This window comes from Flavobacterium album (assembly GCF_003096035.1).
GTDB classification, from domain to species: Bacteria; Bacteroidota; Bacteroidia; order Flavobacteriales; family Flavobacteriaceae; genus Flavobacterium; species Flavobacterium album.
The window spans coordinates 2,217,684-2,233,089 of record NZ_CP029186.1 but is presented as its reverse complement, the minus strand read 5'-3'; the positions used below and the strand labels follow the sequence as shown (position 1 = coordinate 2,233,089).

Genomic DNA, 15,406 nt, shown 5'->3' with positions numbered 1-15,406 from the left:
ATGGGAAGGCCAGGCCTTAAAACAACGATACTCCTTCTATTGATAGCTTGTATTTTTCTTTCCTGCGAAAAAAAAGCATTGAAAGTAAGCAATGTCATACCTTACGAAAAAGTACATACGAGGTTATTGAGTTTTGTTTGTCGCAAAGGGAATCATTAGATAAAGATGGAAATTTACGCGATAAGCTTACAAACGAGTCTTATCATGAGACTGATTATCTTGTGTCAAAAATAAAAAATGTCTTCCCTAAAGAAGATTTTCGTATTATACAAAGGCAATTAAATGATACTATTGCATTTCAATTGCATTCTGAAAAATTATTAGCAGAAGTTAATCTCATTTCAGATGATACAATTAGTAAAATGTCCCATAATGCGGAACAGGCTAATAATAGCAGCCTTTTCTGGGAACAATATCATGGGAAATACGGAGAAAAAGCACTTATAACAATTAGCAAACCTATTTTCTCAAAAAATGGTACTATTGCAGTAGTATCGCTAGGATATTCTTATGGTCGTTTATCTGGTTATGGTCAAACGTTTGTATTAGAAAAAGTAAACAAAAAATGGAAGATCAAAAAAGTATTATCTATGTGGATCAGTTGAGATAAACTGCTTCTATCCCAATCTTCTTATAAGATTTTCCACATCATCATAAAAATCCACATGCGATTTCAGCAATGGAAGCAGTTTTTCAAAGAAAATCCTTGCCTCACTTATATTAAGTTCATAAGAAAGTGGATAATTTTTGTTGTCTTTAAATGTAACCCGATAGGTGCCAAAATTATTACTTATACTGTCAAAAACATAATGCCGGGGCCTGTTCTCCATAATATAAGATGACAGTGCTTCAAACGTTTTAGGGTCGGTTGTAATTAGAGAAAGATAAGAAGGGGTGAGCTCATAGGCCCGGGTTTTTCCCTCTTGGATGTAAAAAGCAGGCATTGGTTTGTCGCATTCACCTATGTGTTCAAATCGAACGGTTTGTGCGAAACCTTCCGAAAGACACATAAAAAATAGCAGAAAGCATAATATCCTCATTTGGCTTGGCTTAAGTCAATTAGAAAATTGGAATTCAGGATTTCGCACTTACCATTTGTCGCAGACTACTTACAAACTAAGCCTCTTACGAACTCAGCCCCTCAGCACCTTCACCTTACGTTTTAAGTTTTTTCTTCCTTGCTGCCGGAAACAGTACATTATTCAATATCAGGCGGTAGCCGGGAGAATTTGGATGCAGGTCGAGTACAGTGGGCGCATCCCCTACCCTGTGCTGGTAGTCTTCGGGGTCGTGGCCACCATAGTAGGTAAACATTCCCTTTCCTTTTGTACCGTGGATGTAACGTGCCTCGCCGGTCTGCTTGTTCTCACCCATAACCAGCACGCTCGACTTTACTTTATCGCTATAAAAAGCGGTGGTCTGCCCCATGAATCCTTTTACAAGCATCGTATGGTTCTGGCAAAGCATCGAAGGTATCGGGTCCCACTTGGCAGAATATTCCATGAGGGTAAAATAATCATTATCAGGAAGGACAGCGCGCTTATTAGTCGTATCGATGTCGGAAAACTCATAAACCATCGGGTTGCGTTCCAGAATATAGTCTTTAAACGCAAAAGAGTTGTTATAATCTATCTTCGACTGGTAGTTCGGGTCGCTGGCATCACCATCGAACATCGCTTCGCAGATGTCTACCCCTTCTGCCGAAAGCGCAATATCAAAGCTGTCGGTCGCCGAACACATGGCGAACATGAATCCGCCGCCTACAACGAAGTTCCTGATCTTGATAGCAACTGCCAGCTTTTCGTCGGACACTTTTTCAAAGCCCAGTTTTGTGGCAAGGGCTTCTGCATCTTTTTTCTGCTCAATATACCAGGGTGCATTACGGTACATCCCGAAGAACTTGCCGTACTGGCCCGTAAAATCTTCATGGTGCAGGTGCAGCCAGTCGTACAGCAGCAGGGCATCCCCCAACACCTCTTCGTCATAAATAGGCGTAAATGGTATCTCAGCATACGTTAGCACAAGTGTTACGGCATCGTCCCAAGGCTGCTTGCCTTTGGGCGTATACACCGCGATCTTCGGCGCTTTTTCGAGCACCACATTCTCCATATTTTGCGAAGGGCTACTGATATCGTCAAGGATACTATTGGCCTCGCTGTCGCTTATCACTTCATAGCTCACCCCACGTATCTGGCACTCGCGGCGAATCTCTTCGGCGTCCGGCAAAAGGAATGATCCCCCACGGTAATTGAGCAGCCAATTGGCTTTGTAGCTTTTATCAAGCGCCCAATAGGTAATACCATAAGCTTTCAGGTGGTTCTGCTGGGTACTCTCATCCATGGGGATCAGTATCATAGAGGCTTTGGCTCCAAATGAAATAACCAACAGCAGTACTAAATATATTCTTTTAAAAAGCATTTTTCTTTTTCATTATTAATTTCAAAGATAAACAAAATGATGGCGGTTTATATAACGTAAAATAACTCAAATTATTTCGGAAAGTCATCAGTGATAATTTTACAACAAAAATTACGAAAAACTCAAATTAATATTTTCCTAAAACGTTTTCGTAAATAATTTAAACTCATATCTTTGCCATTATTTTAAAACTAAACCTAAAAACACTATAATTAATACATTATTCATATTTTCTTAACAACACAACACATGAACTACACACTGCCCTTAAAAAATGTTGGTATCAACGATATACCAATGGTCGGAGGAAAGAATGCCTCCCTTGGAGAAATGCTCCAAAACCTTACCGCACTTGGTGTTACAATTCCCGACGGATTTGTGGTAACCGTAACCGCATATTATGCATTTTTAAAGCATAATGGCCTGGATGAGAAGATCAAGGCAACAGTAGATGCTATTGATTATGACAACATCGAATCGCTGCAACGCGGAGGTATGCAGATAAGGCAGTCGTTCCTCAACGGGAAATTCCCGGCTGAAATGAGCGAAGAGATTACCAACTGCTACCTTACTCTTTCGGCGCAGTATGGACAGGAAATGACCGATATTGCCGTGCGCAGCTCTGCAACCGCAGAAGACCTCCCGGACGCATCGTTTGCAGGCCAGCAGGAAACCTTCCTGAATGTTCGCGGGCCGGAGATGCTTATGGATTCTATCCGTAAGTGTTTCGCATCGCTGTTTACAGACAGGGCTATCAGCTATCGCCAGAGTTTTGGTTACAACCACTTAGAGCTTGCCCTTTCGGTTTGTGTTCAGAAAATGGTGAGAAGCGACCTTGGCACATCCGGTGTGGCATTCTCCATTGATACCGAAAGCGGTTTTAAAGACGCTGTTGTGATTAACGCATCGTATGGCCTCGGCGAAATGATCGTACAGGGTGCGGTGTCCCCGGATGAGTATATCGTTTTCAAGCCCCTGCTAAAAGAAGGCTTTAACTCTATCATCGAAAAGAGAATGGGCAACAAGGATATCATGATGATCTATGGCGAAGGTGGTGACGAACGCGTAAAAACCATACCTACCGAAGATAAGTTCAGGAAACGTTTTTGCCTAAGCGATGAGAACATTCTGAAACTGTCTAAATGGGTAGTTATCATAGAAGAATATTATTCAAAGATACGCGATAAATGGACCCCGATGGATGTAGAATGGGCGATAGACGGACTTACGAAAGAGATGTTCATTGTCCAGGCGCGTCCGGAAACTATCCATTCGCAAAAAAACCCGGCAACGATAACCGAGTACAAAATCGAGGACGAGAGCCGACATGAAAAAGTGGTTGTTAAAGGTATAGCCGTGGGTGACAAGATCGGCGCCGGCAAAGCGACGATACTTTACTCGATGGATAAGAGGGTTTCGGAAGGGCACGAATTTGTACCGGGTTCTGTACTGGTTACCGATATGACCGACCCTGATTGGGAACCTATTATGAAAAAAGCATCGGCTATTATCACCAATAAAGGCGGACGTACCTGCCATGCCGCCATCATTGCCCGAGAAATGGGTATCCCGGCTATCGTAGGCTGCGGTAATGCTACCGAACTTATAACGGAAGGACAGATGGTAACCGCTTCGTGTGCCGAAGGCGACCAGGGTTTTATATATGACGGTGAAATAAAATACACTAAAACAGAATATGACCTCAGCCAACTGCCGGAAGTGAAGACCGACATCATGCTGAACGTGGCGTCGCCGGGGCTTGCCTTCCAGTTCTCGCACCTGCCGAACAAAGGCGTTGGGCTTGCCAGGGAAGAGTTTATCATTAACAATTATATAGAGGTTCACCCATTAGCCCTACTGAACCACCGCGACCTTAATGATGCCGCGCTGACTAAAGCCATCGAAAAGAAGATAACCGGCTACCCGGACGAAGAAACTTTCTTTATAGACAAACTGGCGAATGGCGTTGCCAAGATTGCAGCCTCCTTCTACCCTAACAAGACCATTGTGCGTTTCTCTGATTTTAAGAGCAACGAGTATTACAACCTTTTAGGAGGCAAGTATTATGAGCCAAGCGAAGAGAACCCGATGATCGGATGGAGGGGCGCTTCCCGCTACTACTCTGATGCTTATAAGGCTGCTTTTGGACTTGAATGCAGGGCTATCAAAAAAGTACGCGAAGAAATGGGCCTAAAGAATGTTGTTGTGATGATACCTTTCTGCCGTACCGTAGAAGAGCTTCACAAAGTTACAGCAGTTATGAAGGAATTCGGGCTGGAAAGAGGCAGCAGCGGACTTGAATTGTACCTCATGGCGGAAATACCGTCCAATATCATGATGGCTGAGGAGTTTGCGGCACATATTGACGGCTTCTCTATTGGCAGTAATGACCTTACCCAGCTGACACTGGGTCTTGACAGGGATTCGTCTTTAGTGGCACACCTGTATGATGAGAGGAACCCAGCCGTGAAGCGTATGCTCGAAATGCTTATCACTGCAGCCAAAAAAGCAGGCGTGAAAGTGGGAATCTGCGGGCAGGGACCATCGGACTTCCCTGATTTTGCACAGTTCCTTGTTGGCCTGGGTATCGACAGTATTTCGGTAACGCCGGATTCGGTTATCAAGACCGTAAACGCCATCGCAGAAGCAGAAGCGCTTATAGAAGACAAAGCAGCAGTGCTGCAGATGAATTAGTTTTTTGGTTATATTATATTTGAGGAACGTCCCCGGTTGGGGACGTTTTTTTTATTATTATTCATTACTCCACGCACTCACGGTCATTGCGAGGAGGAACGACGAAGCAATCTTTCCATATCACAAAAAATCATTAATTGAAAAAGTAAGGTCATTCCATTCAGGATTCATAGACCTGATCAAATCAACCTTCTTTTTCCTTGAGCCTCCCTTCATCTGTTTTTCGCGACCAATAGCATCCCCGATCATTTGAAAGGCTTCAAAATAAACCAGCTTGCTGAGATTGTACCTCGCTGAAAAGGAATCCTGATACCGTTTGCTTTTATGATCTGCTACACGTTCATGAAGGTCAGAAGTAACCTCCACATGAAGCACTGTGTTATTACTGTTCGTCATTATATATACAAAACCCGGCTTCACATTTTTTTACAATAGTAGTGAATTATTTATAAGCACTTTCTACAATCAATAATTCCTTAGTTTTATTTTCCCGGTTGGAGCAGAAAGATTGCTTCGTCGTTCCTCCTCGCAATGACTGTACGGCATGGCTGTGTATGGAAAATCTAATCTTCATACTTTGCCAACAGATCATCCGCACCTTTTTCAAGTTCTTCCAAAGTAATAAATTCCATTTCACCACTATCAATAAGACGAAGTGATTCATCAAGTTCTGCCTTATTCTTAAGAAATTGACCTACATCTCTTTGTTTTTGTTTCGAATTCATTACAATCGAATGTATTTGTAAGTTGCTTTATAGTATCTAAAGTACAAAATTTACTACAACAAAAAAAAGCGCATCTCCCAATGCGCTTTCTTATTATGTTTACCCCTTTATTCCTCAAAGGAAATATGTTCTGCGCCATGCACGACCATTTCCAGTATTGTTTCTGTAAGCTCCATTTCGTTAGTAGTTTTTCCCATAGTGTACGTTTTAATTTATGTGTTTTTAGAATGGCACATCGTCGTCGCCATCATTGCTGTTCATGTTGCTGCCGAAAGCCTCGTTGGCCGAAGGCAGGTTTTTAGTGATAAATGCTGTGCTGTCGTTCATGCTGGATGGCAGGTCGCCAAACGGTGAGCCGAAATCATCAAGGTTGTCGAACTTACCAAGGCTTCCGATAAACTTTAGCCTGATATTGTCGAGTCCACCGTTACGGTGCTTGGCTACGATAAACTCCGCCTGGCCCTGTGTAGGCGACTGCTCTTCATCATCCCATTCATCAATCTTGTAGTATTCGGGGCGGTAGATGAACGATACAATATCTGCATCCTGCTCGATCGCTCCCGATTCCCTCAAATCCGATAATAACGGGCGCTTGCTCGAGCCCCTTGTCTCCACTGCACGCGATAGCTGTGACAGTGCAATAACCGGTACTTCAAGCTCTTTGGCAAGGGCCTTTAAGTTTCGTGAGATGGTTGATATCTCCTGCTCACGGTTTCCGCCGCCTTTACCATTGCCCCCTGCCGTCATCAGCTGGAGGTAATCGATAATTATCATCTTGATGCCATACTGGGAAGACAGCCTCCTGGCTTTTGCCCTGAGGTCGAATATAGACAGCGATGGCGTATCGTCAATATAAAGTGGCGCTTTCTCAAGGTCTTTCACCTTGATACTCAATTGCTCCCACTCGTGTTTTTCAAGCTTGCCGGTACGCAGTTTTTCTGACGAAAGCCCTGTTTCACTGGAAATCAGACGGGTAATAAGCTGTACGGATGACATCTCCAAAGAGAATAAAGCCACAGGGTGATTGAAATCTATAGCAATATTTCGTGCCATGGAAAGGACGAATGCGGTCTTACCCATACCCGGCCTTGCCGCAATAATGATAAGGTCGCTTGGCTGCCAGCCTGATGTAAGCTTATCAAGGTCATGAAAACCGGTAGCGATACCACTAAGGCCTTCTTTGTTAGCGATTTCTTCGATGCGCTTTTTGGCCTGTATCACAAGGCTTTGTGCGGTTTCTGAGCTGCGTTTTATATTGCCCTGGGTCACTTCATACAGGCGCGATTCGGCTTTATCAAGGAGGTCGAATACATCTGTGGTCTCGTCGTAGGACTCCTCAATGATCTCACTGGAAATTTTGATAAGGCTGCGCTGTATGTATTTCTGTAAGATGATGCGCGAATGGAACTCGATGTGCGCCGAAGAGGATATCTTTTGCGTAAGCTGGATCAGGTAGAAATCGCCTCCTGCGAGTTCCAGTTTTCCTGTCTTTTTAAGCTGTGCAGAGACTGTTAACAAGTCAATAGGCTGTGTATCGTTGAAAAGCGCCACAATAGCCTCATAAATATGCTTGTGGGCATCCTTGTAAAAAGCATCCGGCTGAAGGATATCAATAACTTCGTCAACCCCCTTCTTGTCGATCATCATGGCGCCCAAAACGGCCTCCTCAAGGTCGAGCGCCTGCGGTGGCAGCTTGCCTTTCTCTAAAGTGATAATGGTAGTCTTATCAACTTTCACGGGGTTTATATTCCTGATATTTTCCATATTGCGAATGTAAATAAAATTGGCACCAAATAGTTAAGTAATTGTTAAGCGCGGTTGGTCATAACCTGTTTACAACATGTTGATAAACCACTGCAAATTTGTTCATAACCCAAAAAAAATCCGAAGCTGCAAGGCTTCGGACCAATTATAGATTTCTGGCCATATTATTCCTTGTACTCGCCCATTTTACTGTACTTATCCATCCTTTGCGCCACTAATTCGGCTGTTGATAAGTCTTTGAGTTCATTATATCCTTTCAATATGTATTCCTCTACATTCCTGAAGGCTGTTTCGCGGTCATAGTGCGCGCCTCCAAGGGGTTCAGGGATGATATCATCGATAAGGCCATGTTTTTTCATGTCGAAGGAAGTCAGCTTCAGTGCTTCGGCAGCCTGCTCTTTGTATTCCCAGCTCCTCCAGAGGATCGATGAACAGGATTCCGGCGAGATAACGGAGTACCAGGTGTTCTCCATCATGTATACTTTATCGCCAACACCTATTCCCAAAGCACCTCCCGAAGCGCCCTCTCCTACTATAACGGTTATTATAGGGGTTTTAAGGCGTACCATTTCAAAAATGTTCCTTGCGATGGCTTCGCCCTGTCCGCGCTCTTCGGCTTCCAGGCCAGGATAAGCTCCCGGGGTATCCACCAGTGTTATCACAGGTATCCCGAATTTCTCGGCCATTTTCATAAGCCTTAATGCTTTGCGGTACCCTTCCGGATTGGCCATACCGAAATTACGGTACTGCCTTGTCTTGGTATTATATCCCTTCTGCTGCCCAACGATCATGAACGACTGCCCGCCGATCTTGCCGAGCCCGCCAATCATGGCCTTGTCATCTTTAAAGCTGCGGTCGCCGAACATTTCCAGGAACGTATCTCCTGTAAGCGCCCTCACATGGTCCATCGTATACGGACGGCTTGGGTGCCTTGACAGCTGAACCCTTTGCCATGCAGTAAGGTTTTTGTATATTTTCTTTTTGGTTTCTTCCAGTTTCTTCTCGATCTGTTTGCAGGTGTTAGATACATCGACATCGCTCTCCTGGCCTATTATCGTGCACTTATCCAGCTGGTCCTCAAGCTCCTTGATCGGGAGTTCAAAATCTAAGTATTCCATAGTATGGGCAGATTTTCATTTTTGGTTCGAACTACAAAGATAAAATTTTCAATTGGTAAACAAACTAACCGCGGCTAATTACTTTCAATTTTGGGCTTATTTTTAAGTATCCCATTGATTATCACAGTACTCAAAATTATAATGGCACCGATATAAAATGTCCATCCCATTTTTTCCTTTTCCTTAAAAACTATCAGTGCAAGAATTATCCCATAAACGGGCTCCATGTTTATGGTAAGCATTACCGTATAAGGTGAAATAAACTTCATTACCTGTACCGATGCGATAAAAGCATAGGCGGTACAAAACGACCCCAGGATGAAAAGCCATATCCAGTCAAGACCCGAAAGCGCAAAGAAATCTGCCGTAAAGCTGCCGGTAAAAAGGAGGTATAGCGAAAAGAAAAAGACGCCGCCCATAAGCTCATAAAGTGATATAACTACCGGGTTGTGCTCTTTAGCATATTTACCATTGATAATAGAGAATGTAGCCGAAAGGAATGCCGAAGACAAGGCCAGCAATATCCCCCAGTAATGGCCGGGATTCGTATAAGTGCCATCAGCTAAGATGTTCCAAAAATCAGACGGGGTTTCCATGATTTTTCCAAACACCACTGTGAGCTGCTCCCCGTATATAATGATGCACAGGCCCAAAACGACTATAAAGCCCATGAGTATTTCATACCCGATGAGGCGCCTCCTGTAAACCACAGATTCCAACAATGTGGCAAACAATGCGCCTGTAGAGAGGCAGGCAAGCGTGATGGAAATATTGGAAACCTTGATAGCGTGGAAAAACGTGAACCAGTGCATGGCGATGACCAGGCCGGCTGCCATAAAACCCAGGAACGTGCGCGTGGGAACTTTCATCGGTGTTTTGGTGGCTACTGCAAAAAGGAATATCAGGCTGACCGCTATGCACATGCGGAACCACACCAACGGCAGTGCGTCGAGCGAAATGAGCGCGCCAAGCACCGCGGTGAACCCCCATACAAATACGATAAAGTGGAGGTGCAGGTAGCTTTTTAGGTTATCGCCTTGCATTTCGCAACAAATAAATAGCTAATATCCCGAACGTGAAGTTAGGTATCCATACCGCAATGAACGGCGACATGCTCGATTTCTCGGCCAGCGTACCAAATACCTTATCGAAAAAGATAAAGGTAAAAGCAAGCGCTATGCCAAGCGCAAGGTTAACTCCCATACCGCCACGCCTCTTCATCGACGATACGGCTACGGCTATAACCGTGAGGATAAAAGCCGATATTGGGATACTGTATTTTTTGTATTTCACTACCAGGTAGGCATTTATATTGCCCGACCCGCGTTCTTTTTCCTTGTCAATGAATTTGTTCAGTTCCCCCAGGGTCATGGTTTCAGCTGCATATACCGTAGGGGTAAGGTCGTCCGGCTTAAAGTTGAACCTGAATTTCTTTTCCGGTGCCGACTCCAGCTTGTCTTCCATTTTGCCTACTATGCGCTTGTTATAATTGGTAAGTGTATAGGTACTGTCCTTTTCATTCCATTTTATCACCGAAGCACTTATCTTCGAGACCATCTGGTTGTCCTTAAACTCTTCAAGGCTGAAATTGACACCTACTTTCGACGTATAATTAAAGCTGCTTACATAAATATATTCGTTATCGCTTATCTGCTTGTAAACATCTACATTCTGACGTGTCTCGGCATCGGCGCCCCGTTTCAGGTAGGTATAGCGGAAGTCGTTAAAGCCCTTGCTCGCTTTAGGTACAAAGAAAAAGCCCATAAGCAGCGCAAGTATAGAGATGAGGGTTGCACCCACTATATACGGCCTCAGGAAGCGCATGTAAGATATACCCGAACTAAGTATTGCAATGATCTCGGTGTTGTTCGCCAGCTTCGAGGTAAACCATATTACCGAAAGGAAGAGGAATATGGGGAAAAGCATGTTGGCGAAATAGATGGTAAAGTCGCCGTAGTAGATGGCTACCTGCACGAAAGGCACTTTGTATTCAAGTATCCTGTTGATCTTTTCGGAAACGTCGATCACGATCCCTATAGGGATGAACATGAGGAGCATTACAAAAAATGTTGCAAGGTAACGCTTCAGGATGTACCAGTCTATTAATTTCACGCTATTACGCTTATTAGTTTAGAGCCTGTTGCTCATTTGTTTTACCATCTTGTCTTTCCACTCACGGAAATCTCCCGCTAAGATATGCTTTCTTGCCTCACGAACCAACCACATATAAAAACCGAGGTTGTGTATGGTGGCTATCTGCTTACCAAGGTACTCGTTGGCGGCAAAAAGGTGGCGCAGGTAGGCCTTGGTATATTCGGTGTCGACAAAAGTGATGCCCATTTCGTCGAGGGGCGAAAAGTCGGCTTCCCACTTTTTGTTTTTGATGTTGATGGTACCGTTGGCCGTGAACAGCATCCCGTTACGGGCGTTGCGCGTAGGCATCACGCAGTCGAACATATCCACGCCCAGCGCGATGTTCTCCAGTATATTTATCGGGGTGCCTACGCCCATGAGGTAGCGCGGCTTGTCTTCGGGAAGGATGCTGCACACCACATCGGTCATGGCGTACATTTCCTCGGCAGGTTCGCCTACAGAGAGGCCGCCGATGGCGTTACCCACAGCGCCTGCATTGGCAATATATTCGGCCGATTGCTGGCGAAGATCGGTATAGGTGCTCCCCTGCACTATCGGGAAGAACGCCTGGCTGTAGCCGTACTTGAACGGCACTTTCTCAAGGTGCGTAATACAGCGGTCGAGCCAGCGGTGCGTCATGTGCATGGAGCGCTTGGCATAGCGGTAATCGCACGGGTACGGTGTACACTCGTCGAAGGCCATGATGATGTCGGCGCCAATGGTGCGCTGTATCTCCATCACGCTCTCGGGCGAAAAGAAATGGTACGACCCGTCGATGTGCGACTTGAACTTCACGCCCTCCTCCTTGATCTTGCGGTTGGCCGAAAGCGAGTACACCTGGTAGCCGCCGCTGTCGGTAAGGATGTTGCGGTCCCAGTTCATGAACTTGTGGAGGCCGCCTGCCTTTTCGAGTATTTCGGTTTGCGGGCGGAGGTATAAGTGGTAGGTATTCCCTAAGATGATATCGGGGTTGATGTCGTCCTTCAGCTCGCGTTGGTGCACACCTTTTACGGATGCCACAGTGCCTACAGGCATGAATATCGGGGTCTCAATTGTGCCGTGATCGGTCGTAATGCTGCCTGCCCTGGCTTTGGACTGCGGGTCTTTGGTAAGAAGATCAAATTTCATTTTCCTTTTTTAGAGGGTGCAAAGATAGGGAAAAGGATTGGAGATGACACATGATACTTATAGTCCGTAGACTTATTTACATCATTTTTAGATTTTTGTAAAAATTGATCCTAATGGGAAGAATATATTCTAAAAACGAAAAAGCATATTTAGAAAGTATAGGAATTAGAATACGTGATCTACGTATAAAAGCAAATTTATCTCAAGAAAAATTAGCTTTTGCATGCGACCTTGACAGAACTTATATTGGTTCTGTAGAAAGAGGTGAAAGAAATATCTCTGTTATTAATCTCAAAAAAGTTTCAACAGCTTTAAAAATAACTGTTTCCAACTTATTAAACATTGACGAATGAACAAAGATTTTAAAACTCCCCCAAAGTCAATTAAAATGTTGACATCTTCCGAATCATTAGTAGATTATTTCTCTGAATTGGTTGGAACCCCATTTATATTAACAGGAAGAACAAGGACTGATGGTTCAAACATTCGTAAACTTGTTGCTTCCATATTGGAAAAGCATCCGTTACCTGAATTAGCCAAAGTAGAGCAGTTTGAAATTGTCCCTCCAAGAGGAAAAGGTGTTCCAAAAATTGTGATCGAGTTTATTGACACCTACATTGTAACGAGCGGGACATCTTATAATTTGCAAGTCTGGAATAGAATTCCCGCTGCTGAAAGTCTCTTGATAAAATATGAATCCGGAGAAAGCCTTAAATGTACAAATGTGCGATTCGTTTTTGTAAGAATTGATACAATAAAAAGTATAATTGCTTCGGTTATAATCCTCACACCTGAATATATAGAAAATAGATTTGGAAAATTTGGAAAACCAACAATTAAGCATCAACTTTTAATTTCTGGAAAAGTAAGAAAGGAAATTTACGCTCGTAAGGACAAAATTCTGTCTTTTCCAGATTCTAAAAAACTTTCTTACTACATTAGGCATGAATATATTGCCCCTAAATCGGGAATGGTTGAAGAACCGGACATTAAGCATTTATTTTCCATTGCATTGCTAAAAAAAATGGTAGCAGAGGAACTAATTGGCTTTAAACTGGATGCAGCGTCAACAAAAAACAGGGGACAGGCTTTAGAAAAAAAAGTTCTTGAATTGCTTGGTTACGAAATAAAGGAATCGGATTTACTATATGGTGCATTTCCAGATATCAGAAATCAATTGTTGGAAGTAAAAGTACAAGACAGTCCAACAGTCGATTTAGGTAAATTTTCACCTGAAAAAGAAGAGATTGTCATTGATGAATCAAGATTAACGACTTTTGATGTAAGGTATTTGATTGCTTTAACAAATAGAGAAACAGAAATAATTGAAGGTATTATTCTTGCTCCTGGTGAAAAGTTAGGAGAATTATTCTCGTATGTAAGTGCAGAAAGTTATAAATGCCAAAGGACAATACCTATGGCTTTCTTTGATAATTATTATGGAAAATCTGTTTTTAATCCAGATTAAAAACAGGTGCAACTCCAAAGGATTTTGCAACTTTAATTTCTAATTCATTTTCTAATCTTGAAACCTCTACCTCGTCATTTGATTGATTTAACAATTTAACGATTGAAATGATTTCCTTACCTTCATAAGAACTTATATCAGGTAATGGATATTTTTCAACATATTGTGTAAAATATCTTCTTCTGCCCGAATATAGCTTGTTATTAAACACCAAATCGTGGTATTTTGTCATTAATTTGGAATTAGCTATTCCCTGAATTAGCAGCAATTTTTCTACATCTTCTTCTTTTTCTGCTACAATCCAATAACAATTACCGTTCACTATCTTTCCCTCTTCATCAAAATAAAAACGAGGCTTTAAACTTATATCAGGAAAAACAAGTTTTGGATATTTCCATTGATCAGGGCGATGGGAAACCCACAATTCAAACCATTGCCTTCCTGATTCAATAAGATATTTTCTTGCTTTTAATTTTTCTTCGTGTTGCAAAAAAAATTTTTTTGCTTTAGGATATTTCTCAATATCAATTGTTTGTTTTTGCCCATTAATAGAAATATGAGGATAAAGGACTTTTAATTTAAAATTATCAATAGCATTCCAAGGTTCTATATTTTCCTGTGAAATTAAATCTTTCAGTAACTCATCTTCTGGTTTATGATCGTTTAATTCCTCCCATTTATCACTGATAAATACTTTATCCGCAGTGGATTTTATGCCTACTTTTACCTTAAAATAATTCTCTACGCGATTTTTTGCAGCTTTATCAATTTTTGAAACCCAATCCGACTCTTTGCCTGACAACAATTCCCAACATTCACCAGATGCAATTTCATATTTAAGAATACCAGAGGATTTTTTATATCTTTTGCCATTTGCAGTAAAGTATCCAGATTGTTTATTACTTAATATTTCATACACAGATTCCAAAGGTATTAGATCACCTTTGTAACCATTTAATTCCTCATATATTTTGATGAAATTTGCCACAGAGGATTTTTTTTGTTTTTGTTTTTTCCCTATAAAGATTGCAGGTAATACCGCAGCATTAAACAATTTTGTATCTCCTAAATCAATTACTTCCAAAATCTCATAATTTTCAGATAGAAATTTCCGGATACTTTCTCCACCTTTTGTTGATAAATATCTATTAGAAGTGATTACACCAATTATACCTCCTTCTTTCAAACTTTCTGTCATGGAAATTAAGAATGGATAATACAAGTCGATTCTTCCCTTTAAATTAAAGTTTTTTGCAATTTTTTGCGCCTGCTCTGCTCCCAATATTTGTGTACGTACATAAGGAGGATTGGCAATGACAATGTCAAAAGAATTATTTATAGAAGATTTATTGTACTCCTCAAATAGATCTAAGTTATTTTGACGAAAAGAAACATCTACAGCCTGTAAAAAATCTTCATGAACGAAATTGATCTTTTCAGAACCAAATCGCAGCATTCTTTCCTGTGCGAATCTTAAGTATTGCTGATTAGCATCATAGCCAGTAAGTGAAAAATCAATAGCTGAATTCGAGAGTAAATCACCCATCGAAATAAGTAATTCTCCTTCACCGCAAGCGGGGTCAAGCACCTTTTGATAAGAGTGATTAATATAATAAAAAATTCTTTCTGCTAAGAAGGCGGAAAGCTCTTTTGGAGTAAAAGTTGCCCCTGTATTTTTTATTTGCTCTTTATTTATCAACATAAGCAAAGATACTTAAACCATCACAAAAATCTATCTCTAAAAATAATTTTTGCTACTTTCCTCTCATGCTCGCACTAACCTACAACACACAACAAATACAAAACCACCTCTCCCCTTAGCCCTGACAGAGCTGATATCCTGCTGAGGCACGAAGCAGATAAAGGCGATGGCAGGACTGTCCCCTACTGAAAAAGCCCATGCCCTCCCGCTCCTTATCTGGTTGATGGTTGTCAGTTGTCGGTTGATGGTCGCGAAT

General features: G+C 42.2%; 14 protein-coding genes. 4 read left to right on the top strand and 10 right to left on the bottom strand.

All coding sequences use genetic code 11. From position 1 onward, the window contains the following. Positions 1-137 precede the first annotated feature (137 nt). Positions 138-605, top strand: a complete 468-nt coding sequence (locus HYN59_RS09900) for a hypothetical protein (RefSeq protein WP_108778110.1) — start codon at positions 138-140, stop codon at positions 603-605. A 12-nt stretch (positions 606-617) separates the two neighbouring features. Here the strand turns inward: HYN59_RS09900 and HYN59_RS09895 are convergent, their stop codons facing one another. Together HYN59_RS09895 and HYN59_RS09890 are read right to left on the bottom strand one after the other, a co-directional pair. Next, positions 618-1,040, bottom strand: a complete 423-nt coding sequence (locus tag HYN59_RS09895; protein ID WP_146185914.1) for a hypothetical protein — start codon at positions 1,038-1,040, stop codon at positions 618-620. A 115-nt stretch (positions 1,041-1,155) separates the two neighbouring features. Then, positions 1,156-2,418 carry an asparagine synthetase B gene (locus HYN59_RS09890; protein ID WP_108778108.1) on the bottom strand — a complete coding sequence of 421 codons (1,263 nt, stop codon included), beginning with the start codon at positions 2,416-2,418 and terminating at the stop codon, positions 1,156-1,158. A gap of 249 nt (positions 2,419-2,667) precedes the next feature. Here HYN59_RS09890 and ppsA point away from each other — a divergent pair, with 249 nt between their 5' ends. Next, entirely contained in the window at positions 2,668-5,112 is a 2,445-nt protein-coding gene (ppsA, locus tag HYN59_RS09885) for a phosphoenolpyruvate synthase (RefSeq protein ID WP_108778107.1), read from the top strand. A gap of 120 nt (positions 5,113-5,232) precedes the next feature. Here ppsA and HYN59_RS09880 read toward each other — a convergent pair whose 3' ends face one another. From HYN59_RS09880 to tgt, 7 genes are all read right to left on the bottom strand, one after another. Continuing rightward, positions 5,233-5,508, bottom strand: a complete 276-nt coding sequence (locus HYN59_RS09880) for a GIY-YIG nuclease family protein (protein WP_342748320.1) — start codon at positions 5,506-5,508, stop codon at positions 5,233-5,235. A 167-nt stretch (positions 5,509-5,675) separates the two neighbouring features. Further along, entirely contained in the window at positions 5,676-5,837 is a 162-nt protein-coding gene (locus tag HYN59_RS18055; protein WP_181369412.1) for a hypothetical protein, read from the bottom strand. A gap of 222 nt (positions 5,838-6,059) precedes the next feature. Continuing rightward, positions 6,060-7,601, bottom strand: coding sequence for a replicative DNA helicase (gene dnaB / locus HYN59_RS09875; RefSeq protein WP_108778105.1), 1,542 nt, complete (start codon positions 7,599-7,601; stop codon positions 6,060-6,062). Positions 7,602-7,765: 164 nt separating this feature from the next. Next, a complete protein-coding gene (locus HYN59_RS09870) occupies positions 7,766-8,719 on the bottom strand; it encodes an acetyl-CoA carboxylase carboxyltransferase subunit alpha (protein WP_108778104.1) in 954 nt (317 codons plus the stop codon). 74 nt (positions 8,720-8,793) lie between these two features. Then, positions 8,794-9,762 carry a DMT family transporter gene (locus tag HYN59_RS09865; RefSeq protein WP_108778103.1) on the bottom strand — a complete coding sequence of 323 codons (969 nt, stop codon included), beginning with the start codon at positions 9,760-9,762 and terminating at the stop codon, positions 8,794-8,796. Then, entirely contained in the window at positions 9,749-10,831 is a 1,083-nt protein-coding gene (locus HYN59_RS09860; RefSeq protein WP_108778102.1) for an LptF/LptG family permease, read from the bottom strand. The genes HYN59_RS09865 and HYN59_RS09860 overlap by 14 nt, the downstream gene beginning before the upstream one ends. 18 nt (positions 10,832-10,849) lie before the next feature. Then, the gene (gene tgt / locus HYN59_RS09855; RefSeq protein ID WP_108778101.1) at positions 10,850-11,980 is read right to left on the bottom strand and encodes a tRNA guanosine(34) transglycosylase Tgt; all 1,131 of its coding nucleotides are present in this window, start codon (positions 11,978-11,980) and stop codon (positions 10,850-10,852) included. Positions 11,981-12,093: 113 nt separating this feature from the next. On the opposite strand from tgt, the gene HYN59_RS09850 reads away from it, so the two are divergent. Next, positions 12,094-12,333, top strand: a complete 240-nt coding sequence (locus HYN59_RS09850; protein ID WP_108778100.1) for a helix-turn-helix domain-containing protein — start codon at positions 12,094-12,096, stop codon at positions 12,331-12,333. After that, positions 12,330-13,448, top strand: coding sequence for a nuclease (locus tag HYN59_RS09845; protein WP_108778099.1), 1,119 nt, complete (start codon positions 12,330-12,332; stop codon positions 13,446-13,448). The genes HYN59_RS09850 and HYN59_RS09845 overlap by 4 nt, the downstream gene beginning before the upstream one ends. Here HYN59_RS09845 and HYN59_RS09840 read toward each other — a convergent pair. After that, entirely contained in the window at positions 13,435-15,150 is a 1,716-nt protein-coding gene (locus HYN59_RS09840) for an N-6 DNA methylase family protein (RefSeq protein WP_108778098.1), read from the bottom strand. The two genes, HYN59_RS09845 and HYN59_RS09840, sit on opposite strands and share 14 nt — an antisense overlap. Positions 15,151-15,406: the final 256 nt, after the last annotated feature.